This window comes from Rhizobium sp. BK538, from assembly GCF_014197575.1.
Classification (GTDB): domain Bacteria; phylum Pseudomonadota; class Alphaproteobacteria; order Rhizobiales; family Rhizobiaceae; genus Rhizobium.
The window spans coordinates 91,344-113,337 of record NZ_JACIFT010000012.1 but is presented as its reverse complement, the minus strand read 5'-3'; the positions used below and the strand labels follow the sequence as shown (position 1 = coordinate 113,337).

Annotated in this window: 24 protein-coding genes; 16 read left to right on the top strand and 8 right to left on the bottom strand. The window is 59.0% G+C overall.

The genetic code is table 11. The features are described 5' to 3' along the window. Together FHX09_RS16540 and FHX09_RS16535 are read right to left on the bottom strand one after the other, a co-directional pair. Nucleotides 1–1,203 (bottom strand): amino acid ABC transporter permease, encoded by a 1,203-nt coding sequence (locus tag FHX09_RS16540; protein WP_132590894.1) that lies wholly within the window; start codon nucleotides 1,201–1,203, stop codon nucleotides 1–3. Between the two features lie 91 nt (nucleotides 1,204–1,294). Then, nucleotides 1,295–2,320, bottom strand: coding sequence for an amino acid ABC transporter substrate-binding protein (locus FHX09_RS16535; RefSeq protein ID WP_007790328.1), 1,026 nt, complete (start codon nucleotides 2,318–2,320; stop codon nucleotides 1,295–1,297). Between the two features lie 368 nt (nucleotides 2,321–2,688). Here FHX09_RS16535 and FHX09_RS16530 point away from each other — a divergent pair, with 368 nt between their 5' ends. Further along, on the top strand, nucleotides 2,689–3,879 hold the full coding sequence (locus FHX09_RS16530; RefSeq protein ID WP_132590896.1) for a cystathionine beta-lyase: 1,191 nt from the start codon (nucleotides 2,689–2,691) through the stop codon (nucleotides 3,877–3,879). Here the strand turns inward: FHX09_RS16530 and FHX09_RS16525 are convergent, their stop codons facing one another. Together FHX09_RS16525 and FHX09_RS16520 are read right to left on the bottom strand one after the other, a co-directional pair. Continuing rightward, entirely contained in the window at nucleotides 3,880–5,031 is a 1,152-nt protein-coding gene (locus tag FHX09_RS16525) for an FAD-dependent monooxygenase (protein WP_132590898.1), read from the bottom strand. Nucleotides 5,032–5,058: 27 nt separating this feature from the next. Next, nucleotides 5,059–5,304, bottom strand: a complete 246-nt coding sequence (locus FHX09_RS16520; RefSeq protein WP_007790335.1) for a zinc-finger domain-containing protein — start codon at nucleotides 5,302–5,304, stop codon at nucleotides 5,059–5,061. Between the two features lie 155 nt (nucleotides 5,305–5,459). On the opposite strand from FHX09_RS16520, the gene FHX09_RS16515 reads away from it, so the two are divergent. The 7 genes from FHX09_RS16515 (at nucleotide 5,460) to clpA (ending at nucleotide 11,918) form a co-directional block, all read left to right on the top strand. Next, entirely contained in the window at nucleotides 5,460–6,245 is a 786-nt protein-coding gene (locus tag FHX09_RS16515; RefSeq protein ID WP_132590900.1) for an alpha/beta hydrolase, read from the top strand. A gap of 116 nt (nucleotides 6,246–6,361) precedes the next feature. After that, nucleotides 6,362–7,195, top strand: coding sequence for a serine O-acetyltransferase (gene cysE / locus FHX09_RS16510; RefSeq protein WP_132590902.1), 834 nt, complete (start codon nucleotides 6,362–6,364; stop codon nucleotides 7,193–7,195). 128 nt (nucleotides 7,196–7,323) lie between these two features. Beyond that, the gene (locus FHX09_RS16505) at nucleotides 7,324–7,527 is read left to right on the top strand and encodes a DUF3126 family protein (protein WP_007532353.1); all 204 of its coding nucleotides are present in this window, start codon (nucleotides 7,324–7,326) and stop codon (nucleotides 7,525–7,527) included. 248 nt (nucleotides 7,528–7,775) lie between these two features. Continuing rightward, nucleotides 7,776–8,195, top strand: a complete 420-nt coding sequence (locus tag FHX09_RS16500) for a DUF3597 domain-containing protein (protein ID WP_132590904.1) — start codon at nucleotides 7,776–7,778, stop codon at nucleotides 8,193–8,195. Between the two features lie 230 nt (nucleotides 8,196–8,425). Next, on the top strand, nucleotides 8,426–8,797 hold the full coding sequence (locus tag FHX09_RS16495) for a phasin family protein (protein ID WP_007790345.1): 372 nt from the start codon (nucleotides 8,426–8,428) through the stop codon (nucleotides 8,795–8,797). A 261-nt stretch (nucleotides 8,798–9,058) separates the two neighbouring features. Beyond that, nucleotides 9,059–9,412 (top strand): ATP-dependent Clp protease adapter ClpS, encoded by a 354-nt coding sequence (gene clpS, locus FHX09_RS16490; RefSeq protein ID WP_007790346.1) that lies wholly within the window; start codon nucleotides 9,059–9,061, stop codon nucleotides 9,410–9,412. Nucleotides 9,413–9,422: 10 nt separating this feature from the next. Continuing rightward, a complete protein-coding gene (gene clpA / locus FHX09_RS16485) occupies nucleotides 9,423–11,918 on the top strand; it encodes an ATP-dependent Clp protease ATP-binding subunit ClpA (protein WP_184450388.1) in 2,496 nt (831 codons plus the stop codon). A gap of 98 nt (nucleotides 11,919–12,016) precedes the next feature. Here the strand turns inward: clpA and FHX09_RS16480 are convergent, their stop codons facing one another. The 4 genes from FHX09_RS16480 to FHX09_RS16465 all read right to left on the bottom strand — a co-directional run bounded on the left by FHX09_RS16480 (nucleotide 12,017) and on the right by FHX09_RS16465 (nucleotide 14,951). Beyond that, nucleotides 12,017–12,442 (bottom strand): HIT family protein, encoded by a 426-nt coding sequence (locus tag FHX09_RS16480; protein WP_132590908.1) that lies wholly within the window; start codon nucleotides 12,440–12,442, stop codon nucleotides 12,017–12,019. 53 nt (nucleotides 12,443–12,495) lie between these two features. Beyond that, the gene (locus FHX09_RS16475) at nucleotides 12,496–13,686 is read right to left on the bottom strand and encodes a GNAT family N-acetyltransferase (RefSeq protein WP_132590910.1); all 1,191 of its coding nucleotides are present in this window, start codon (nucleotides 13,684–13,686) and stop codon (nucleotides 12,496–12,498) included. Between the two features lie 78 nt (nucleotides 13,687–13,764). Beyond that, nucleotides 13,765–14,484, bottom strand: a complete 720-nt coding sequence (locus tag FHX09_RS16470) for a glycerophosphodiester phosphodiesterase (protein ID WP_132590912.1) — start codon at nucleotides 14,482–14,484, stop codon at nucleotides 13,765–13,767. Continuing rightward, nucleotides 14,481–14,951, bottom strand: coding sequence for a RidA family protein (locus tag FHX09_RS16465; protein ID WP_007790353.1), 471 nt, complete (start codon nucleotides 14,949–14,951; stop codon nucleotides 14,481–14,483). Before FHX09_RS16465 ends, FHX09_RS16470 begins: the two co-directional genes overlap by 4 nt. Nucleotides 14,952–15,088: 137 nt before the next feature. On the opposite strand from FHX09_RS16465, the gene FHX09_RS16460 reads away from it, so the two are divergent. From FHX09_RS16460 to FHX09_RS16425, 8 genes are all read left to right on the top strand, one after another. Beyond that, the gene (locus FHX09_RS16460) at nucleotides 15,089–15,925 is read left to right on the top strand and encodes a cell envelope integrity EipB family protein (RefSeq protein ID WP_184450386.1); all 837 of its coding nucleotides are present in this window, start codon (nucleotides 15,089–15,091) and stop codon (nucleotides 15,923–15,925) included. A 113-nt stretch (nucleotides 15,926–16,038) separates the two neighbouring features. Beyond that, nucleotides 16,039–16,755: a pentapeptide repeat-containing protein gene (locus tag FHX09_RS16455; protein WP_184450384.1), complete on the top strand. Its 717-nt coding sequence runs from the start codon at nucleotides 16,039–16,041 to the stop codon at nucleotides 16,753–16,755. A 227-nt stretch (nucleotides 16,756–16,982) separates the two neighbouring features. Further along, the gene (gene rpsB / locus FHX09_RS16450; protein WP_007790363.1) at nucleotides 16,983–17,750 is read left to right on the top strand and encodes a 30S ribosomal protein S2; all 768 of its coding nucleotides are present in this window, start codon (nucleotides 16,983–16,985) and stop codon (nucleotides 17,748–17,750) included. 244 nt (nucleotides 17,751–17,994) lie between these two features. After that, nucleotides 17,995–18,921, top strand: a complete 927-nt coding sequence (gene tsf, locus FHX09_RS16445; RefSeq protein WP_132590916.1) for a translation elongation factor Ts — start codon at nucleotides 17,995–17,997, stop codon at nucleotides 18,919–18,921. Between the two features lie 93 nt (nucleotides 18,922–19,014). Beyond that, nucleotides 19,015–19,737, top strand: coding sequence for a UMP kinase (pyrH, locus tag FHX09_RS16440; RefSeq protein ID WP_007790366.1), 723 nt, complete (start codon nucleotides 19,015–19,017; stop codon nucleotides 19,735–19,737). Nucleotides 19,738–19,788: 51 nt separating this feature from the next. Next, the gene (frr, locus tag FHX09_RS16435; RefSeq protein ID WP_007790369.1) at nucleotides 19,789–20,349 is read left to right on the top strand and encodes a ribosome recycling factor; all 561 of its coding nucleotides are present in this window, start codon (nucleotides 19,789–19,791) and stop codon (nucleotides 20,347–20,349) included. Nucleotides 20,350–20,392: 43 nt separating this feature from the next. Further along, nucleotides 20,393–21,139, top strand: coding sequence for an isoprenyl transferase (locus tag FHX09_RS16430; RefSeq protein ID WP_132590918.1), 747 nt, complete (start codon nucleotides 20,393–20,395; stop codon nucleotides 21,137–21,139). Then, nucleotides 21,139–21,972: a phosphatidate cytidylyltransferase gene (locus tag FHX09_RS16425; RefSeq protein ID WP_184450382.1), complete on the top strand. Its 834-nt coding sequence runs from the start codon at nucleotides 21,139–21,141 to the stop codon at nucleotides 21,970–21,972. Before FHX09_RS16430 ends, FHX09_RS16425 begins: the two co-directional genes overlap by 1 nt. Nucleotides 21,973–21,994: the final 22 nt, after the last annotated feature.

Genomic DNA, 21,994 nt, shown 5'->3' with positions numbered 1-21,994 from the left:
TTATCTCTCCACCAGAGCCATCTTGGCGTTGAACCAGTTCATGAACAGCGAGGTCACGAAGCTGATCGCGAGGTAGACGATTGCCCAGATGAATACGACTTCGATCGCCTGGCCTGTCTGGTTGAGGATCGTGCCGCCGACGGCGACGAGGTCCGCGAAACCGATGGCGATCGCCAGCGATGAGTTCTTCGTCAGGTTCAGGTACTGGCTGGTGAGCGGCGGAATGATGATGCGCAGCGCTTGCGGGATGACAACGAGGCGCGTGATGCTTGATGGATGGAGCCCAAGCGCGCCTGCTGCTTCCGACTGGCCCTTGGGGACGCCGCGAATACCAGCGCGGACGATTTCAGCAATGAACGCCGCCGTGTAAAAGGACAGAGCCAGGAACAACGACATGAATTCCGGCCCGACGACGGAGCCACCGGTCAGATTGAACTTGCCGGCCACGGGTACGTCGAACGACAGCGGCATGCCGGCCAAGAGGAATGCCAATATCGGCAGGCCGACGATCAGCCCGATGGAAACCCAGACCGTATGGAATTGCTTGCCGGTCGCTGCCTGACGCTTGTGCGCCCAGCGTGCGACGATCGTGGTTGCGACGATCCCGATCAGGAGTGCCACGCCAACCGCCCATATGCCTTCACCGAAGATCGGCTTGGGGAAGGCGAGCCCCCGATTGTTGAGGAACATGTTCAGCGGTAGATGCAGCGATTCGCGCGCCCCTGGCAGGACGGCAAGAACGCCCTGATACCAGAAGAAGATGACGAGCAGCGGCGGGATGTTGCGGAAGACCTCGACATAGACCGTGCAAAGCTTGGCGATCAGCCAGTTATGCGACAGGCGCCCGATACCGACGATGAAGCCGATAATCGTGGCCGTTATGATGCCGGTGACCGCAACCAGAATGGTATTCAGGAAGCCGACCACGAGGGCTCGGCGATAGGTGGCATCGCTGGAGTAATCGATCAGCGACTGGCCGATGTCGAAGCCGGCTCGCCCGCTCAAAAAGCCGAAGCCGGAGGCAGTGCCGGAGCGCGCGAGATTCTGAGCCGTGTTATGGGCAATCCACCACACGAATCCGACGATGATCGCGACGGTCAGAACTTGGAAGAAAATGCCCCGAAATCTCGGGTCGTAGATCACCGACTGGAACCTCCAGCCAGTGCTTAGCACATGCGACGTGTGCACAGCCTCTTGCGTCATGCCGAGCCTAATCCCCTATGAGCCCGTTTTCGGGCTTTTTTCTTTATTTTGGGAAGGCGGCCAACCGCCTTCCCAAGTCGTAGCTAGCCGATCAACGGACCGGCGGCGCGTATTGGATGCCGCCCTTGTTCCACAATGCGTTCAGGCCGCGCTCGATCTTGAGCGGGCTGCCTTTGCCGACATTGCGGTCGAAGACTTCACCGTAGTTTCCGACGCCCTTGACGATGTTATAGGCCCACTCGTTGGTGAGCCCCATGTCGGTGCCGATCTTCGTATCGGCTTCTGTGCCGAGGAAGCGCTTGATGTCGGGGTTTGCGGAGTTCTTCATCTCATCGACGTTTGCCTGGGTAATCCCGAACTCTTCGGCATTGACGAGGGCATAAGCCGTCCACGATACGATGTCGAACCACTGATCGTCACCCTGACGAACCGCTGGTCCAAGGGGCTCCTTCGAGATGATTTCCGGAAGAACCATATGCTCGTCGGGATTCTTCAGCGTCAGACGCAGCGAGTAGAGGCCGGACTGGTCGGTCGTGTAGACGTCGCAACGACCGGCGTCATAGGCAGCATTGACTTCTTCGAGCTTCTCGAAAACGACCGGATTGTACTGAAGGTTGTTCGACTTGAAGTAGTCGGCGAGGTTCAGTTCCGTCGTTGTGCCGGCCTGGACGCAAACGGCGGCACCGGAGAGTTCGAGTGCCGACTTCACGTTGAGGCCCTTGCGAACCATGAAGCCCTGACCGTCATAATAAGTGACCGGGCGGAAGTTGAAGCCTTGCGCCGTATCGCGGTTAATCGTCCAGGTCGTGTTGCGTGACAGAACATCAACTTCGCCCGACTTCAGCGCCGGGAAACGGTCCTTGGCCGACAGTGGCGTGTACTTCACCTTGGTCGGGTCGCCAAAAACGGCGGAAGCAACGGCCTTGCAGAAGTCGACGTCGAAACCGGCCCAATTGCCGGAAGCGTCAGGCTGCGCGAAACCAAGAAGGCCGGTGTTGACGCCGCACTGAACAAAACCCTTTGCCTTTACGTCTTCGAGCGTGGTGGCAGAAGCTGCCGAGGCGCCAAGTCCGAAAACTGCTGCACCGATGGCGGCGGACAAAAGCTTAATCTTCATTTTCCCAACCTTTTCCTTTGTCTTATCTTTTTGTGGGAGCGTTCGGCCGAAGCAAGCGAAACCTCCCAGATGACCCGACACCCTCCCGGCGCGAGTGGTTCTATCACAGTCGCAAATGTCACTACGGTCAAGTGTCGCAGTGAAAGATTGCGTGATATTTCGGCAATTCCCTAATTGAGGAGCACAAAATGAGCAGATGACTATCGAATTGGCGGCCTTTGCCGAAAAAAATCGCGCAAAACCGCTGATATATCTGAGGAATCTGCATGGCAGGGGTGCCGTGCGTGGTCCGGCTTCGGGGTTGACCGATCGTTTCGTGCGGTTCAAGAGTTTGCCGACCGCATCCCATCGCCAAAGGCATTTCCAACATGAATGATAAAGAAGGCCCGCTTCAGAACGCTGGCATCAACACGCGCCTTGCACACCTCGGCAACGACCCGGCCGAATTCCATGGCTTCGTCAATCCGCCGGTCGTCCACGCCTCGACAGTGCTCTTTCCAAATGCACGAGCAATGGAAACCCGTGCGCAGAAGTACACGTACGGAACGCGCGGGACCCCGACAACGGATGCCCTTTGCGAGGCGATCGATGCCCTGGAAGGGTCGGCTGGAACGATTCTCGTGCCATCGGGCCTTGCGGCTGTTACCGTCCCGTTCCTAGCGTTCCTCTCGGCAGGCGACCACGCTTTGATCGTCGATTCGGTTTATGGGCCGACCCGGCATTTCTGCGATACGATGCTGAAGCGCCTCGGCGTTGAGGTCGACTACTACGATCCGCTAGTGGGCGCGGGCATCGAAGCGCTGATCAAGCCGAACACCAAGCTCGTCCACACGGAAGCGCCAGGCTCGAATACTTTCGAAATGCAGGATATTCCGACGATTGCCGCAATCGCGCACAAGCACGGTGCGGTGGTGACGATGGACAACACCTGGGCGACGCCGGTCTACTTCAAGCCGCTCGACTTCGGCGCCGACATCTCCATTCATGCCGCCACGAAATATCCGTCCGGGCACTCCGATATCTTGATGGGGACGGTCTCGGCAAATGCCAGATATTGGCCGCAGCTCCACGAAGCGAACATAACGCTTGGCATTTGTGGCGCCCCTGACGACGCCTATCAGATCCTGCGCGGGCTGCGCACCATGGGTGTGCGCCTGGAGCGCCATTACGAGAGCGCGCTCACGATCGCCAAGTGGCTTGAGGGCAGGGAGGACGTCGCCACGGTGCTGCATCCGGCGCTGCCGAGCTTCCCGTCGCACGAATTGTGGAAGCGCGATTTCAAGGGGGCGAGCGGCATCTTCTCCTTCGTGCTCGCCGTCGACGCCCCGGAGAAGTTCAGGGCCAAGGCGCACGCTTTCCTCGACGCGCTGCGAATATTCGGCCTCGGCTGGTCGTGGGGCGGTTTCGAGAGTCTCGCCATTCATGTTAATTTGAACGATCGTCGCATTCGAAAAGCGCCAATCGAAGGACCGGTCATCCGCTTGCAGATCGGGCTTGAAGATGTCGTCGATATCAAGGCCGATATCGAACGTGGCTTTGCCGCAGTCAAGGCTGTCTGATCAGGCGCCTGCGCGGTAGCCGTAAATCCAGTCGAGATCCGCCGCGAGACTTTGCGGCGGCCGCAGGGCTAGGACGATGTCACGCCCTACACGTATCGGTCCGCGGGCGTGATAGGCAAACTGGTTGAATGCGCCGCGCTGACGAAGCCGCGCTATCCGCGGGGTGCGATGTGCTTCGTACAACCGCAGCGCTTCGGCAACCGGCCGTGTTGCCACGAACATCGCCAGCTCATAGGCGTCCTCAATCGCCATTGCAGCACCCTGTGCCGCAAAAGGCATCATTGCATGCGCAGCGTCGCCAATAAGGACGCAATCGCGCCCATTTTGCCAACGCCCATTTGTCGTTTCATAGAGGGGCCAGAAGGTGATGTCGCCTGTCTTGGAGAAAAGTCCGGCCACGGCAAGGTGCCATCGGGAAAACCGCGAAAGCAGCTGTTGACGCTGCGCTTCCGTCGGTTGCGTCGTCCAGTCATGCGACGCGGCATTGCCGGCGGTGATCGCCACCATATTGAAACTGCTGGTTTCTCGAAGCGGATAACAGACGAGATGCGCTGACGGGCCAAGGAATGCCGAGACGCTCGTGCGTTCAAGAAAGGCGGGCGCGTTTGCCGCGGCAATCGTGAAGCGGTAGGCGATGTTGCCGGAGAACCGTGGTGAGGGGCTGCCTTCGATGTCTTCCCGAACCTGCGACCAGACGCCGTCGGCGCCAATCAGAAGATCCGCTGGGCGTGTTAGCTCCGACAATGTCCGGCTCTTAATCCGCGCTCCAAGATGCAGTTTGCAAAGTGGCTCTTTGGCGACGGCGTCAAACAGCGTCCGCTGCAAGGTGGAGCGATGGAGGACACCATAGGGCGTACCCCACCGGGCACGTGCAAACCCGCCTGCAGGGACGGTTGCGAGCTGACGCAGCGTCGTTCCGGACATAAGCCGAATGGAGTCTGGCTCGAGCCAGGCGTCAGTCAGGCGCTCGAGGATGCCCAGTTCCGCCAGGATACGTGAAGCATTCGGCGAAATCTGCAGACCGGCCCCGACTTCAGTCAGTTCAGGTGCCTGCTCGAAAATCTCGGAGCTGATGCCGCACCGAGCCATCGCCAGTGCAGCCGTAAGGCCCGCTACGCCCGCGCCGACAATGGCGGCATGTTCAGCCGGCATAGGCTGTCCGATCCTAAATTGGGGGTGTCAGGCAGCCTTGACGTGGAAGACGCAGCCAGCCGGATTGGTCTGGTTTGCCTTCAGCGCACCGTTGAAGCGGTAAAGGGTCGAGCAGTAGGAGCAGACCTTCTCGTTCTCGTCGCCCATGTCGATGAAGATGTGCGGGTGATCGAACGGAACAGAGGCGCCGGTGCACATGAACTCCTTCACACCGACTTCGATAACGCGGTGTCCGCCGTCGTTCTGGAAGTGGGGAATGTTGTGGCCGGCCATGCTCGTCTCCGAATGCTGTGTAACGTGCGCGGACCTTATAGTCCTTCACCGCAAATGTGTAGAGCCAAAGAACGCCGGGACGCACAGTTTTTGCAACTGCGAGGGTTTCAGTTCGATGACCTATAAAATATGGTCCGGCAAAAAAGGACAGTCCGATGAACTTGAATACGCCCGCCTTTTCCAGCTTCACGCATGACGGTCTGAAGCTCGCCTTCTTCGACGAAGGTGATCCGTCGGGCGCGCCGGTGCTGCTGATCCACGGATTTGCCTCCAGCGCCAACGTGAACTGGGTTCATCCGGGTTGGCTGAAGACGCTGGGCGAGGCGGGTTATCGCGTTATCGCCATAGACAATCGCGGACATGGTGCAAGCGACAAGCCACGCGACGCCGAGGCCTATCGTCCGTGGCATATGGCCAGCGACGCGGTTGCGCTCCTCGATCACCTCAAAATTCCGGAAGCCAACATCATGGGCTATTCGATGGGAGCCCGCATTTCCGTGTTCACGGCGCTTGCCAATCCAGATCGCGTCCGCTCGCTGGTACTCGGCGGTCTCGGGATCGGCCTGACGGATGGTGTCGGCGATTGGGATCCGATTGCGGATGCTTTGCTGGCACCGTCGCTCGATGATGTTATCCACGATCGCGGACGCATGTTCCGGGCTTTTGCCGATCAGACGAAAAGCGACCGCGACGCGCTCGCCGCCTGTATCAAGGGGTCGCGTGATCTCGTCGCACGATCCGACATGGCGAAAATCGACGCTCCGACACTAATCGGCGTTGGAACGAAGGATGACATCGCGGGTTCCGCTCAGGAGCTTGCGGCATTGATGCCCCATGCCCAGGCGCTTGATATTCCTGGCCGCGATCACATGCTGGCCGTGGGAGACCGGGTTTTCAAGAAGGCGGTGCTGGAGTTCTACGTCGAAGTCTCCGGACGGTGACACGGGATTTGTCGTGGCGGTTGGAGGACCGCAGGAACGATTCCCGAAGCGCCCATTTATGTTAACAGGTTTTTGCCTTATATAGAGCCGATCCTACGCATACGAGGAGACCTTTCATGGTCGCAAAGACAGACATTCGCTCTCTTGAGACAGGCAATCCTCTCAAGGTGATGGATCCGATCTGGGACAGCCTGCGCGAGGAAGCGCGTGCTGCCGCAGAAAGTGATCCGGTGCTGGCCGCATTTCTCTACTCGACCGTGCTCAACTACCGGTCGCTCGAAGAGTGCGTGATCTATCGCATCTGTGAACGTCTCGACCATCCGGACATGCAAGCGATCCTGTTGCGCCAGACCTTCGATCAGATGCTGGACGATTGGCCGGAGTGGAGTGCCATTTTGCGCGTCGACATCCAGGCGATCTATGATCGCGACCCCGCATGCCTGCGCTTCATGGAAGCTGTGCTCTATTTCAAGGGATTCCACGCGCTGCAGACACACCGCCTGGCGCATTGGCTGCTGAACCGCGGCCGGCGCGATCTGGCGCTATATCTGCAGAGCAGATCGTCGAGCGTTTTCCAGACCGACATCAATCCCGCGGCGCGTATCGGCAGGGGTATCTTCCTCGATCATGCCACCGGGCTAGTCGTTGGTGAAACCGCTGTGATCGGCGACAACGTGTCCATCCTGCACGGCGTCACGCTCGGTGGCACTGGCAAGGAAGGCTCGGACCGGCATCCGAAGATCGGCAGCGGTGTCCTGATCGGCGCCGGCGCGAAGATTCTCGGCAACATCGAGATCGGCTATTGCTCGCGCGTTGCCGCTGGCTCCGTTGTGCTGAAGGCGGTGCCGCCCAAGACGACCGTGGCGGGTGTGCCGGCCAAGGTGGTCGGAGAAGCAGGGTGTTCGGAACCGTCGCGAATAATGGATCAGGTGATCGGCGCGGATATCTGAGCCGCGCGTCGCCTTAACAGTGTGGGCATATCGGCGGGGATAGCGTTCATGCGTCTGTCCCCGTGCCTTTACAGCGCCGTCTTTCCCATGCAAGAAGCGGCCAACCGAGACCGCTCAGGAGATGCAGTGTGAAGCCCGAAGAAATCAAGAAGCTCGACGCCTATTTCAAGCGCACGTTCAACCCGCAGGTGATCGTCAAGGCACGCCCGCGAAAGAACGATTCCGCTGAAGTCTATCTCGGCGAAGAATTTCTGGGTGTCGTCTATATCGATGACGAGGACGGCGACCGCTCCTACAATTTCTCGATGGCGATCCTCGACGTCGATCTTTGATCTGTGATTGACGGGCGGCCTGTCTTTTTGCCGCCCGTCTATCAGTTCGCGCCCAAGCGGCTGGCTTCTCATAGGCCGCTCGATCGATTTGCGACGCGGCTCGAGCCTTGAGCTCGCAAACCTCCGATTGTTTCTTTTCGCGAGGCAATCTCTAGTGCAAAATTGGACTGCCTTCCCTGGACCCGTCCACAGAATGCTCCATCTCCTGCGCTGAGCATGTGCTCTGGCCCTAAGGAGGGATGCCGAGAATGGGTATTTTCGACAAGATCAAGAACGCGATTTTTGGTGAAGCCGTGGCCGCTCCGGTCACTCCGTCCGCCAAACCCGCGCCATCGCCGACCGCAGCAGCGCCAAGCACTGCGCCCGCAGCCACGCCGCAGCCGGCACCGACGCCAGCCGCCGCAGCAGCTCCGATTGACATTGTGCCGCTGTTGGACGCGGCGGTGAAGAAGAGCGGACAGAAGTTAGATTGGCGCCATTCGATCGTCGACCTCATGAAGGCGGTCGGCATGGACGCGAGCCTTGCGGAGCGCAGGGAGCTTGCGGCAGAGCTCGGCTTCAAAGGCGATCCGCACGACACCGCCACCATGAACATGTTCCTGCACAAGGCTTTGATGAAACGGCTTGCCGAGAACGGCGGAAAGGTTCCAGCTGAGCTTCTCGATTGACCGCTCAATGCTATTGGCGCCGCGGCGACATTTTTAGCAAAGCTTCTGGTTGCGGCGCGCCTGATATATTTTAGCAAAATCAGTTATTGAAATATGGCCATCCTGCGCTACCGAAAGGCGAGGGCTCAAGAATGCAATCATGGATTGTTTTGCGATGCACAATGCTGCTTGACTATTTGTGCATTGCAGCTACGCTTCAACTGCCGCAGAGGCCAAGGAGGATGATGGTCATGTTGAACTTCGATGAAGCCAACCGGAAGAGCAAGGAAGCCATGGATACGATGCTGAAGAGCTATTCGGATACCGCAAAGGGCTTTCAGGCAATCGCGGCCGAAGCCGTAGAATACTCAAAAAAATCCTTCCAGGATACGGTTACGCATTTCGAAAGCCTGTCTGGGGCGCGCAGCTTTGAAGCTGCATTCGAACTGCAGACCAACTATGTGAAAACCGCATACGAAAACTTCGTGACCGAAGCCACCAAGCTCGGTGAGATGTATTCCGATCTCGCCAAGAGCGCCTACAAGCCCTACGAAGCGCCCGTTGCCGCAACGACCGCAAAGGCGATGAAAGCGGCTGCAGTCGTCGCGCCCGCCGCGGCATAAAGATACGCGGCGAGAGCCGCATAGCTCTTGAAAAACGAAGACCGGCTACGCATTTGCGGCCGGTCTTTTCTTTTTTCACGATGCCTGTTGGCTGGCCATCGCCAGTTTCTGTGTCTTTGCGTCGAGACCGGCCGAATTGTGATTGCAGTGTGAAACGAGGGGCTTAAAATCGCTCCAGGATGAACTAAGTTAGTATTTCGAATATTCGGCGGGGAATACTCCTCCCAAGGCCCCGTTGGACTGATCGAGGAATGAAAGAAAATGATCGCAGCGCCGATCCGGATGCAAAACGACAGCGAAAGGAACGGGGACAACGGAAATCGCGGAACCTCGGTCATCACACGCACGAAGCCGAAGACCAAGAAGCCCAATCTCTACCGCGTGCTACTCTTGAATGACGACTACACCCCCATGGAATTTGTCATTCATATCCTCGAGCGTTTTTTTCAGAAGGATCGTGAAAGTGCCACCCGCATCATGCTGCACGTCCACAATCATGGTGTCGGTGAATGCGGAATATTTACATACGAGGTGGCGGAGACGAAGGTGAGCCAGGTGATGGACTTCGCCCGACAGCACCAGCATCCGCTGCAATGCGTCATGGAAAAGAAGTGAGGATCTGAACGTGCCAACATTTTCGCCTAGTCTTGAGAAGGCGCTCCATCAGGCACTGACCTTTGCCAACGAGCGGCATCACGAATATGCCACGCTCGAGCATCTGCTGCTCGCCCTGATCGACGATGCCGATGCGGCCGCGGTTATGGGGGCCTGCAATGTCGACCTCGACGCGCTGCGCAAAACGCTTGTTGAATATGTCGATAGTGAACTCTCCAATTTGGTCACCGGCTATGACGAGGACTCCAAGCCGACCTCCGGCTTCCAGCGCGTTATCCAGCGAGCGGTGATCCACGTGCAGTCATCCGGTCGCGAAGAGGTGACAGGGGCAAACGTCCTCGTCGCCATTTTCGCCGAACGTGAGAGCCATGCTGCTTACTTCCTGCAGGAGCAGGAGATGACCCGCTATGATGCCGTCAATTATATCTCCCACGGGATCGGCAAGCGGCCGGGCTCATCGGAGTCGCGTCCGCCGCGTGGCGCCGATGATGGCGAATCCGAGAGCAAGCCGGCTTCGCGCGGCAGCGGTGATCAGGAAGATAGCGGCTCCAAGAAGCAGCAGGACGCTCTGAAGGCTTACTGCGTGAACCTCAATGATAAGGCCAAGAGCGGCAAGATCGATCCGCTGATCGGCCGTCAGGCCGAGGTCAATCGCACCATCCAAGTCCTGTGCCGTCGTTCGAAGAATAACCCGCTCTACGTTGGTGACCCAGGCGTCGGCAAGACGGCTATTGCCGAAGGCCTCGCCAAGCGTATCGTCGAAGGCAAGGTGCCGGAAGCGCTGGCAGACGCTACCATCTTCTCGCTGGATATGGGCACCCTTCTTGCCGGTACACGCTATCGCGGCGATTTCGAAGAACGCCTGAAGCAGGTCGTCAAGGAACTGGAAGAGTATCCGGGCGCCGTGCTGTTCATCGACGAGATCCACACGGTCATCGGCGCAGGTGCGACCTCGGGCGGCGCGATGGATGCCTCAAACCTCTTGAAGCCGGCTCTGTCCTCGGGTGCGATCCGTTGCATCGGTTCGACCACCTACAAGGAATACCGCCAGTTCTTCGAGAAGGACCGTGCTCTGGTTCGCCGCTTCCAGAAGATCGACGTCAACGAACCGTCGATCGACGATGCGATCGAAATTATGAAGGGCCTGAAACCTTATTTCGAAGAGTATCATCACTTGCGTTACTCGAACGAGGCGATCAAGACGGCTGTCGAGCTGTCAGCCCGCTACATTTCGGATCGCAAGCTGCCCGACAAGGCGATCGACGTTATCGATGAGACTGGCGCTGCCCAGATGCTGCTGCCACCTTCCAAGCGCCGCAAGCTAATTACTGAGAAGGAGATCGAGGCAACGGTCGCAACAATGGCGCGTATCCCGCCGAAGACGGTGTCGAAGGATGACGAAGCTGTCCTTGCCAATCTCGAGCAGGAACTGCGTTCCGTCGTCTACGGGCAGGACAACGCGATCGAGGCGCTGTCGACTTCGATCAAGCTCGCTCGCGCGGGCCTGCGCGAACCGAACAAGCCGATCGGCTCCTACGTCTTCTCCGGCCCGACCGGCGTCGGCAAGACCGAGGTTGCCAAACAGCTGGCGTCGTCGCTCGGCGTTGAACTCCTGCGCTTCGACATGTCGGAGTACATGGAGCGGCATACGGTGTCGCGTCTGCTCGGAGCACCTCCCGGCTATGTCGGTTTCGACCAGGGCGGCCTCCTGACCGATGGCGTCGACCAGCACCCGCATTGCGTTGTGCTGCTCGATGAAATCGAGAAGGCGCATCCTGACATCTACAACATTCTGTTGCAGGTGATGGACCACGGCACTCTGACCGACCACAACGGCAAGAAGATCGACTTCCGTAACGTTATCCTGATCATGACGACAAATGCGGGTGCGTCGGAGATGGCCAAGGCCGCGATCGGCTTCGGCTCGTCCAAGCGCACGGGCGAGGACGAGGAGGCGTTGACGCGCCTGTTCACGCCCGAGTTCCGCAACCGTCTCGACGCGATCATCCCGTTCGCGGCGCTTCCGACGGAGGTCATCCACAAGGTCGTGCAGAAGTTCATCATGCAGCTCGAAGCTCAGCTTTCCGAGCGGAATGTGACCTTCGATCTGCAGGAAGATGCCATCGCCTGGCTGGCCGAAAAGGGCTACGACGACAAGATGGGAGCCCGCCCGCTTGCCCGCGTCATCCAGGACGTCATCAAGAAGCCACTGGCCAACGAAATCCTCTTCGGCAAGCTGCGGAAGGGCGGCGTCGTCCACGTCACCGTCGGTCCGAAGGAAGATGGCAAGCCCGGCATCATCCTGGAAGCGGTGCCGGACAGCGCGCCGATCAAGCCGAAACCGGAAGCCGAAGTCGCGCATCCCGAGGCCGATGATGAGGATGATGGCGAGCTGAAGACGAAGGCCCGCGCGAAGAAGGCGACGGCCAAGAAGGCGAAGGCAGTCGCTGAGGCGAAGAGCCCGCCCAGGAAGGGCAGCGCGGTTCCCAGGGTCCCGAAGAAGTAAATGAAGAAGGCGGCCACATGTGCCGCCTTCTTCTTTGCTGAAGTACGCAATCGTTTAGGCGATAATTGCGCGGACGTGAGAACGCGACGAGAGCCTGATCAAAGCTCGGCCCTGATCTTCTCGGCGTTGGCCGCGAGCACCGTATTGTCCTCCATCTGGCCCGAATGCGGACGCAGCGCCATGCCCTCGTAGCGCGGGATCACGTGGAAATGCAGGTGGAAGATGGTCTGGCCGGCGGCCGATTCGTTGAACTGGCAGACGAGGACGCCGTTTGCATCGAATGCTTCCTTGACGGCATTGGCGATCTTCTGCACGACCGGGATCGTCTGCACAAGAACCGCCGGATCGGCATCGAGAATATTGCGTGACGCCGCTTTGGGAACGACGAGCACATGGCCTGGTGCCTGCGGCATCACGTCCATGAAGGCAACAGTGTGCTCATCCTCGTAAATTCGGTGTGACGGAATTTCGCCGCGCAGGATTTTGGCGAAGATATTGTTGCTGTCGTAGGCGGCGCTGGTCATACGAAATCTCCTCTTTGCTGCTGTGATCGCCTAGCGCGACAGGGGTGAAAGCGTCAATCCTCCTGCTGGCGCTCGCCCTTTCGAAACGGGCTGTGCTCCGTCAGGATCTCGTTCATCTGTTCGATGTCGTCACGCTCCCGATCGAGATAGTCGGCGATCGCCCGGCGCAACCCCGCATGTGCAACATAATGCGCGGAGTGGGTTGTCACCGGCAGGTAACCTCGTGCCAGCTTGTGTTCGCCCTGCGCTCCGGCTTCAACACGCTTGAGGCCCTTTGCCAGAGCGAAGTCGATCGCCTGATGATAACAGACCTCGAAATGCAGGTATGGGTGGTCCTCGATGCATCCCCAGTGGCGGCCATAGAGCGAATCGCCACCGATGAAGTTGATCGCGCCGGCAATGTAGCGACCGTCGCGTTTTGCCATGACGAGCAGGATATCGTCTGGCATACGCTCGCCGATCAGCGAGTAGAACTTGCGCGTCAGGTACGGCCGGCCCCACTTTCGGCCGCCCGTATCCATATAAAAGGCGAAGAACTGGTCCCAGATGCGTTCGGTTAGATCGCTGCCGGTCAGCCAATCGATGCTGATGCCGTGTTCGAGGGCGGTGCGGCGTTCCTTGCGAAGTGCCTTGCGCTTGCGCGACGCTAGCGTCTCAAGAAACGCCTCGTGATTGGCATAGCCTTCGTTGATGAAATGGAACTGCTGGTCAGTCCTATGCAAGTAATCCTCGCCCTCGAAGATGCCGATCTCGTCCTCGGGTACGAACGTAATATGGGCGGAAGACACGCCAAGCCGGCGCACGACTTCCTTGAGGCTCTCGGCTATGGCATGCTGGATCGGCAGGCGCTGCAAACCTTCGGCGACAAGCAGACGCGGGCCGGTCGCAGGGGTAAAGGGAATGGAGCATTGCAGCTTCGGATAATACCGTCCGCCCGCTCGTTCGAAGGCATCGGCCCAGCCGTGGTCGAAAACATACTCGCCCTGGCTATGATTCTTGAGGTAGCCGGGGAGGGCGCCGATGAGTTCGCCTTTGTCCGTTTCCAATAGCAGATGGTGGCCCATCCAGCCGGTTTGCGCCGTCGCTGATCCCGATTCTTCGAGTGAGGACAGAAAAGCATGCGACACGAAGGGATTGTAGGCGAGGGTGTTGCCTTTTGAGGAGGCCCCGGAAAGCCGTGACCAGCTCTCCTGGGATATCGCGGTGAAAGACCGCTCGATGCGGATTGAAAGTTCGTCTGTCATGGAGCGAATGCGAGACCGTTTGGGAGGAGAATAGGGCTCACCATCAGTCTGCGCATGATCTTGTCCAAAAAGCGAGCGTCAAACCGAAACGCGCGGATCGAATCCCTCGAATGTCATCTGGTCGGCATTCTCGAACGTGTGCTTGCGACCCTTTTCGTCACGCACGGTCCAGGTGATGACCACGATGCCCTTTTCGCGCTGCGCCGTGATGAACGGGTTCGGCAGATCGGCGAAGAAATAGGAAATGAAGTCGAGGCCGAGTTCCATGGCCTTTTCATGCACTTCGAACTCTTCCGGTTTGCTACCTCCTGCTGTCAGGCCAAGCGGATAGGGCGCATTGAGGGCCTTCAGATCCCGAAGCAGCCAGTGGTCAAAGCTCATCAGGGCGACCTTGCCCTCGTAGCCTTCCAGCACCTCCAGCACCGCTTCCGCAAATCCTTCGTCATCGGCCTCACGGCCTTTCAGTTCGATGACCAGAGGTACCTGGCCCTTTACGAGATCGAGCAGCTGCCGCAGCGTCGGGATCTTGTCGGCTGTCCCGCCGACGGAGATGAGGCCGAGTTCCCTGGACGTACGCTCGCGCACATCTCCCTTGAGCTTGCAAAGGCGCTCCAGATCCTCGTCGTGGAAGACGATCGGGACACCGTCGGAGGCATAGTGCAGATCGCACTCGATCGCGAAGCCTGCTTCGATCGCGCGCGAAAAGGCAGAGAGCGTATTTTCCCACACGGCCTTGTTGAGGTCGTGATAGCCGCGATGGGCGACCGGCTGTTGCTTGAGCCATGCAGCTGAGATCATTGGGCAATTTCCACGATCGCATCGATTTCGACAGCGGCGTTCATCGGCAGGGCGGCCATGCCGACGGCGGCGCGGGCATGCTTGCCGGCCTCACCGAGGATGCCTGCAATCAGGTTGGAGGCGCCATTGATCACGAGGTGCTGTTCGACGAAGTCAGGCGTGGAGGCGACGAAACCGTTGAGCTTGACGACGCGCTTGATGCGACCGAGATCGCCGCCGAGAGCAGCGCGCGCTTGGGAAAGGATGTTGATGGCACAGAGTTCCGCGGCACGTTGGCCAGTCGCAACGTCGACATTCTTGCCGAGATGTCCGGAGACGGCGATCTTGCCGCTTTCGAGCGGCAGCTGGCCGGATATGTAGAGGAGGTTTCCGCTGATAACGTAGGGAACGTAGTTTGCGGCCGGTGCCGCAGCCTCAGGCAGGGATATCCCCATTTCTTTCAGGCGCGCAGCGATTTGATCGGACATTTTCCTCTCCGCTTTTATTGTCAATAGTTCTAAAATTATGCATCAAGGCTTGGAATCTAGATTGTGACATTTTCGAGCCTCGATTTGGCCGAAAGCGTTCTTATAACATTGCAGGCGAGTCCAACAGGAGATTGTCAATGTTCCGATCCAGTCTTGCCGCACTTCTTCTGGCGAGCGCTTCGACGACCGTCTATGCGGCCGCGCCAGCAACGAGTGCCGCGATTGCGACCGGTCTTGTCGCTCATCGGGCGGTCTATGATCTGGAATTGAAGGATGCCTCCGAACGCTCCGGCATTTCAGGCATGTCGGGCCGCATGGTTTACGAGTTCGACGGCAACTACTGCACGGGCTTCACCACCAACTTCCGCTTCGTGACGCAGATCGATACGGGCGATGCCGTCCGCGTCAGCGACCAGCAGACGAAGACCTTCGAGAACGTCAAGGACCGCAGGTTCACCTTCGACACCAAATCCTTCACCGACGACCAGCTTGATAAAGAGGTCAACGGTGCCGCGCAGGACCAGGCTGAAGGCGTAAAGGTTGCCTTGACCCAGCCGACCAGCAAGGAGTTGCAGCTTGCGGCAAGCCGGTTCCCGACGGAACATATGTTAGACGTGATCCGGAACGCCAAGGCTGGCAAGCGCCTGTTCGAGGCGCGTGTCTTCGACGGCTCGGATGATGGGGATAAGGCGCTGGTCACGACGACTGTCGTCGGCAAACAGGTTGCGCCTGCGGCCGATGAGGCCGACGCAGGCAATGCCGGTGCCTTTGCGAAGGCTGCCTTCTGGCCGGTCACGATCTCGTATTTCAATGAGAACACAAAGACGGACGCTTTGCCCGTCTACCGGATGTCATTCAAGCTCTACGAAAACGGTATTACGCGTGATTTAACGATGGACTATGGCGATTTTGTTCTAAGCGGCAGGCTTGCGAAGCTCGAACTGCTCGATAGCAAATCGGCTGCGTGCAAATAATCGTCGTGGACGCTCGCCGCGACGATTGTCGGTATGTCTAAGTAAACCCTCTCTATGCTAGGAATCCGAAAGGGCGCTGATTTGGGCGTAAGAGTCGGATTGGAGTGAGGATCTTGGCGATACGGCATGATGTACTGAGTGGTGGACTCTCCGGCATCTCAACCGGACTGATCGCGCTGACGTTGCTCGCGAGCGCTCCCGCATTGGCGTCGAATTGCAGCAGCACGCCGGTGGCAGGCATCGATTGGAGCGGGTGCAGCAAGAAGAATGTGATGCTGCAGGGGAGCGACTTTCAGGGTGCCAACCTGGCTGACGCCGATTTCAGTCTGACCAATCTCAGCGGCACGAACCTGACCTCCGCGAATCTAGAAAAGGCGACGCTGGTGCGCGCCTGGTTCACGGGGGCGCAGGCAGGCAACGCGAACTTCGCGAAGATCGAGGCCTATCGGTCCGGCTTCGAGAATGTTTTCGCGGAGGGGGCGTCGTTCGCCGGCGCGGAACTGCAGCGCGCCAATTTCAACGGCGCAAAGCTCAGCGGCGCGAATTTCGAGAAAGCCGAGCTCGGTCGTGCGAGTTTCAGCAAGGCGGTGCTGACTGGCGCTAGGTTTTCGCTCGCCAATCTTTCGCGTGCGGACCTCAGCGGCGCCACTTTTGACGGGCCGATCGCCTTCGATCGTGCCTTCATGTTTTTGACGCGAATCGAAGGGCTTGATCTGTCCGCCGCAACCGGCCTTGAACAAGCGCAGGTCGATCTCGCTTGCGGCGATGCGAAGACGAAACTGCCGACCGGCCTTTCCGCGCCGACAAGCTGGCCATGTGCCTCCGATTGACGGAGCGTCGTGACGACACGCCCATACGAACGATCCCCCGCGACGTCCTTTATCGCTTTTTTCGTAGGAAGCCTTGATTTTCCGCGGAAGGGGGGGTAAGGGCACCCGCATTCCACACGTAAGGCATGGGATTGTCCGGGAGAAATCCGGATGGTTCCGCCCGGTGGCATTCTCAAAGAGGATGCTGTTAGCCTTGCGGAGGTTCAACCGGAAAAGGATAACAAGGCATGGCATTGCCCGATTTCTCTATGCGCCAGCTCCTCGAGGCAGGCGTCCACTTCGGCCACCAGACGCACCGCTGGAACCCGAAGATGAAGCCGTACATTTTCGGCGATCGCAACAACATCCACATCATCGACCTCGCTCAGACCGTTCCGATGCTGTCGCGCGCCCTGCAGGTTGTCTCCGACACCGTTGCTCGTGGTGGCCGCGTTCTCTTCGTCGGCACCAAGCGCCAGGCTTCTGAGCTCATCGCTGACTCGGCCAAGCGTTCCGCTCAGTACTACGTCAACTCGCGTTGGCTCGGCGGCATGATGACCAACTGGAAGACGATCTCCAACTCGATCCAGCGCCTGCGCAAGCTCGACGAAATCCTTAGCTCCGAGCAGTCCGGCTACTCCAAGAAGGAACGCCTGACCCTCGAGCGCGAGCGCGAAAAGCTCGACAAGGCTCTCGGTGGGATCAAGGACATGGGCGGCACGCCGGACCTGATGTTCATCATCGACACCAACAAGGAAAAGATCGCGATCGACGAAGCCAAGCGCCTCGGCATCCCGGTTGTCGCAATCATCGACTCGAACTGCGACCCGGACCTGATCGACTATCCGATCCCGGGCAACGACGACGCTTCGCGCGCCATCGCTCTCTACTGCGACCTGATCGCGCGCGCTGCCATCGACGGTATCGCTCGCCAGCAGAGCTCGTCGGGCCGCGACCTCGGTGCATCGATCGAAGCTCCGGTTGAGCCGGCACTCGAAGGCGAAGCCGAAGCCTGATAGAAGAAGCAGGCGGACTGAATGGGTCCGCCGTGCTTTCCAGAGATTGGGAAAGGCCGCTCGCGACTCTCGGAAGTTCGGCGGCCTTGACCGTTTCAGGCGAGGGCGATCTGCCTTTCGCCATTTGAGTTTCGTTATGACGCGTTATTCATCATGCTGTCATACATACAGGTACATTTCGTGCCTCAATCCGGTGCCGCACCGCCTTTCGCGGGCCACCGTTTGAACCGACAAGAGGAAGCTTATGACCGAGATTACGGCTGCACTGGTGAAGGAACTTCGTGAAAAGTCCGGCGCAGGCATGATGGACTGCAAGAAGGCGCTGCTTGAAAACAACGGCGACATCGAAGCGTCGATCGACTGGCTGCGCGCCAAAGGCATCTCCAAGGCTGACAAGAAGGCTGGCCGCGCCGCCGCTGAAGGCCTGATCGCCATTGCCGGCGCCGGCCACAAGGCAGTTGTCGTCGAGCTCAACTCGGAAACCGACTTCGTTGCCCGTAACGACGCCTTCCAGGATCTCGTCCGCGGCATTGCCAACGTTGCTCTGTCCACAGACGGTGCGGTTGAAGCTGTCGCGGCTGCGACCTACCCGGCATCCGGCAAGCCGGTCGCCGACACCATCAAGGACGCGATCGCAACCATCGGCGAAAACATGACGCTCCGTCGCGCTGCCAAGCTCGAAGTCGAGCACGGCGTCGTGGCGACCTACATCCACAATGCTGCCGGCGACGGCATCGGCAAGCTCGGCGTTCTCGTTGCCCTGAAGTCGGAAGGCGACAAGGCCGTCCTGACCTCGATCGGCCGCCAGGTCGCCATGCACATTGCTGCGACCAACCCGCTCGCCATCCGCGCGGAAGAAGTTGACGCTGCCGTTGCCGAGCGCGAACGCAACGTCTTCATCGAGCAGGCTCGCGAGTCCGGCAAGCCGGAAGCCATCATCGAAAAGATGGTCGAAGGCCGCATGCGCAAGTTCTTCGAAGAAGTCGCTCTGCTCTCGCAGGCCTTCGTGATCAACCCCGACCTGACGGTTGGCGCTGCGGTCAAGGAAGCTGAAAAGGAAGCCGGCGCTAAGATCGAAGTCGTTGGCATGGCACGTCTTCTCCTCGGCGAGGGCGTCGAGAAGGAAGAAAGTGACTTCGCCGCTGAAGTTGCTGCGGTCGCCAAGGGCTGATCGACCTATACATGTGAAAACCGAAGGGCATCGCGTGACAACGCGATGCCCTTCGTGTATCCGGCACACAGCGGTAATATACGAGGAGCCACGATGTCGTCAGAGCCTGTCTACAAACGCGTTCTACTCAAGGCTTCCGGCGAAGCCCTCATGGGCAGCCAGGGATTTGGAATTGATGTAGCGGTCGCAGACCGCATTGCGGCTGACATAGCCGAAGCGCGGCAGATGGGTGTGGAAGTCGGCGTCGTCGTCGGCGGCGGCAACATCTTCCGCGGTGTTGCGGTGGCTTCTAAGGGCGGCGATCGGGTCACTGGCGACCACATGGGCATGCTCGCGACTGTGATCAACGCGCTGGCGCTGGCAACGTCGCTGCGCAAGTTGAACATCGATACGGTCGTACTCTCCGCCATCGCCATGCCGGAGATCTGCGAGAGCTTTTCGCAGCGCGCAACGCTCTACCACCTGTCGCTTGGCCGTGTCGTGATCTTCGCAGGCGGTACAGGCAACCCGTTCTTCACGACGGACTCGGCAGCCGCACTGCGCGCCGCGGAAATGGGAGCGGAGGCGATCTTTAAGGGAACGCAGGTCGATGGTATTTATTCGGCTGATCCGAAAAAGGATCCCGAAGCGATCCGCTTCGACCATCTGACGCACAAGGAAGTCCTCGACAAGGGACTGGCCGTCATGGACGTCGCGGCAGTGGCCCTCGCGCGGGAGAATTCCATTCCGATCATCGTCTTCTCGATCCACGAGAAGGGTGGTTTTGCTGAAATCCTCAAGGGCGGTGGCCTCAAGACCGTCGTCTCTGATAACTGATTGAGTGGGCGGCAGGTTTGCCGCAGCTTCTACCAAGACGGGAGCAATGAAATGAGTGAAGGCATCGACATCAAGGAACTCAAGCGCCGCATGGATGGCGCGATTTCCGCGTTCAAGCACGATATCGCGTCGCTGCGGACCGGCCGCGCCTCGGCCAACATTCTCGACCCGGTCATGGTCGAGGCCTATGGTTCGCGTGTGCCGCTGAACCAGGTTGCCAACATTACCGTGCCGGAGCCGCGTATGCTGTCGGTTTCGGTCTGGGACAAATCGATGGTCAACGCGACGGACCGCGCCATCCGCGAATCTAACCTCGGCCTCAATCCGATCATCGACGGCCAGAACTTGCGCATTCCACTGCCGGAGCTCAATGAGGAACGTCGCAAATCGCTGGTGAAGGTCGCTCACGACTATGCCGAGAAGAGCAAGGTTGCGATTCGCCATGTGCGCCGCGACGGCATGGACGGCCTTAAGAAAGCCGAAAAGGATGGTGTGATTGGCCAGGACGAAAGCCGGGCGCAATCAGATCGTGTGCAGAAGATGACCGACGAGACGATTTCTGAGGTCGACCGCTTGCTTGGCGACAAGGAAAAGGAAATCATGCAGGTTTGAGGCGTGCTGCGGCTACGCCTTGGCTGCAAGAACCGGACGGGAAATGTCGGAGCGAACATTTTTGACTGTGCCAGAACACGTTGCCATCATCATGGATGGCAACGGCCGATGGGCAAAGCAGCGCGGACTTCCGCGGACGATGGGGCATCGAAAGGGCGTTGACGCCGTGCGCGAGGCAGTGCGCGCCGCGGGCGATGTGGGGATCAAATACCTCACTCTCTTCGCCTTTTCTTCGGAAAACTGGCGCCGCCCGGAAACGGAGGTCTCCGATCTCCTCGGATTGTTGAAGGCTTTCATTCGACGCGACTTGGCGGAACTCCATCGCCAGAACGTGCGCGTGAAAGTGATTGGCGACCGACACAGCCTCAAGAGCGATATCCTCGATCTTCTTGTGGACGCGGAAGAGACGACGAAGTCGAACACCGCGCTGACCCTCGTTATCGCCTTCAATTATGGTTCGCGTGACGAGATCGCCCGTGCAATGGCAAGTCTGGCACGTGATGTCGAGGCAGGACGACTCAGGGCGCAGGACATTTCTCCCGCACTTATCAACGCGCGGCTTGACACTGCAGGTATCCCAGATCCCGATCTGATCATCCGGACTAGCGGAGAGGAGCGCCTCTCCAACTTCCTACTCTGGCAGGCCGCTTACTCGGAGTTCATTTTCGTTCCTGAGTATTGGCCGGATTTCAGCCGGGAGATTTTCTACTCGGCGTTGGAGACTTTTGCGTCGCGCGACCGCCGCTTCGGTGGATTGGTGGCAAAGTCGGCTGCGGCAGTGGGCACCTGATGCAGCAGGAGCTGAAGCTACGCATTGTCTCCGGAGCAATTCTCGCCGCCATTGTTCTGCTCGCCACATGGTACGGCGGAGTGGCCTTGAGGCTGCTGTCGGCATTGATCGGGCTGTTGATCTACTATGAATGGTCGACCATTACGAAGCTTGCCACGGAACGGCCGGTCGCCAATGTAATCGGTTGGGTAGGCCAGGCGGCGATCGCGGTGGCCGTCGTTGTCGGTACCTTGGGCTATTCCCTGCTACTCTTGGCGCTTTTCTTCCTGATTGCTGTCGGCTTCGTGTTTACGTCAGGCGTGTCGCGCTGGTTTCCCACGGGGATCGTGTACGCCGGTCTTACCGGAATTGCGCTTTCGAGCATTCGCGGTGCCGACAGCGTCGGGCTCGTTGCGATGCTCTTCGTATTTGCCGTCGTGTGGTCGACCGACATTCTTGCCTATTTTGTCGGTCGCGCAATCGGCGGCCCGAAACTGGCGCCGAAGATTTCTCCGGGAAAGACATGGTCCGGCGCCATTGGCGGCGCCGTCTCCGCGGTGATTGCCGGCAGCCTCGTTGCCTATTTTGCATTTCCGCAAAGCGTCGTGCTGGTGGCGCCGATCGCGTTCATCCTGTCGGTCTGCAGCCAGGCCGGCGATCTCTTCGAATCCTTCATCAAGCGCCGCTTCGGCGTCAAGGACTCGAGCCATCTGATCCCCGGCCATGGCGGCGTCATGGACCGTGTCGACGGGCTCATTTTTGCCTGCTTTGCGGCGTTCTTGCTAGCTGGGCTTTTTTCGCTGATAAAGGGCGGCGAAATAACGTCGCTCGGTGCAGCCCTGTTCGGCGTATAATGTCTGCAAAGGCTGGCGGAAA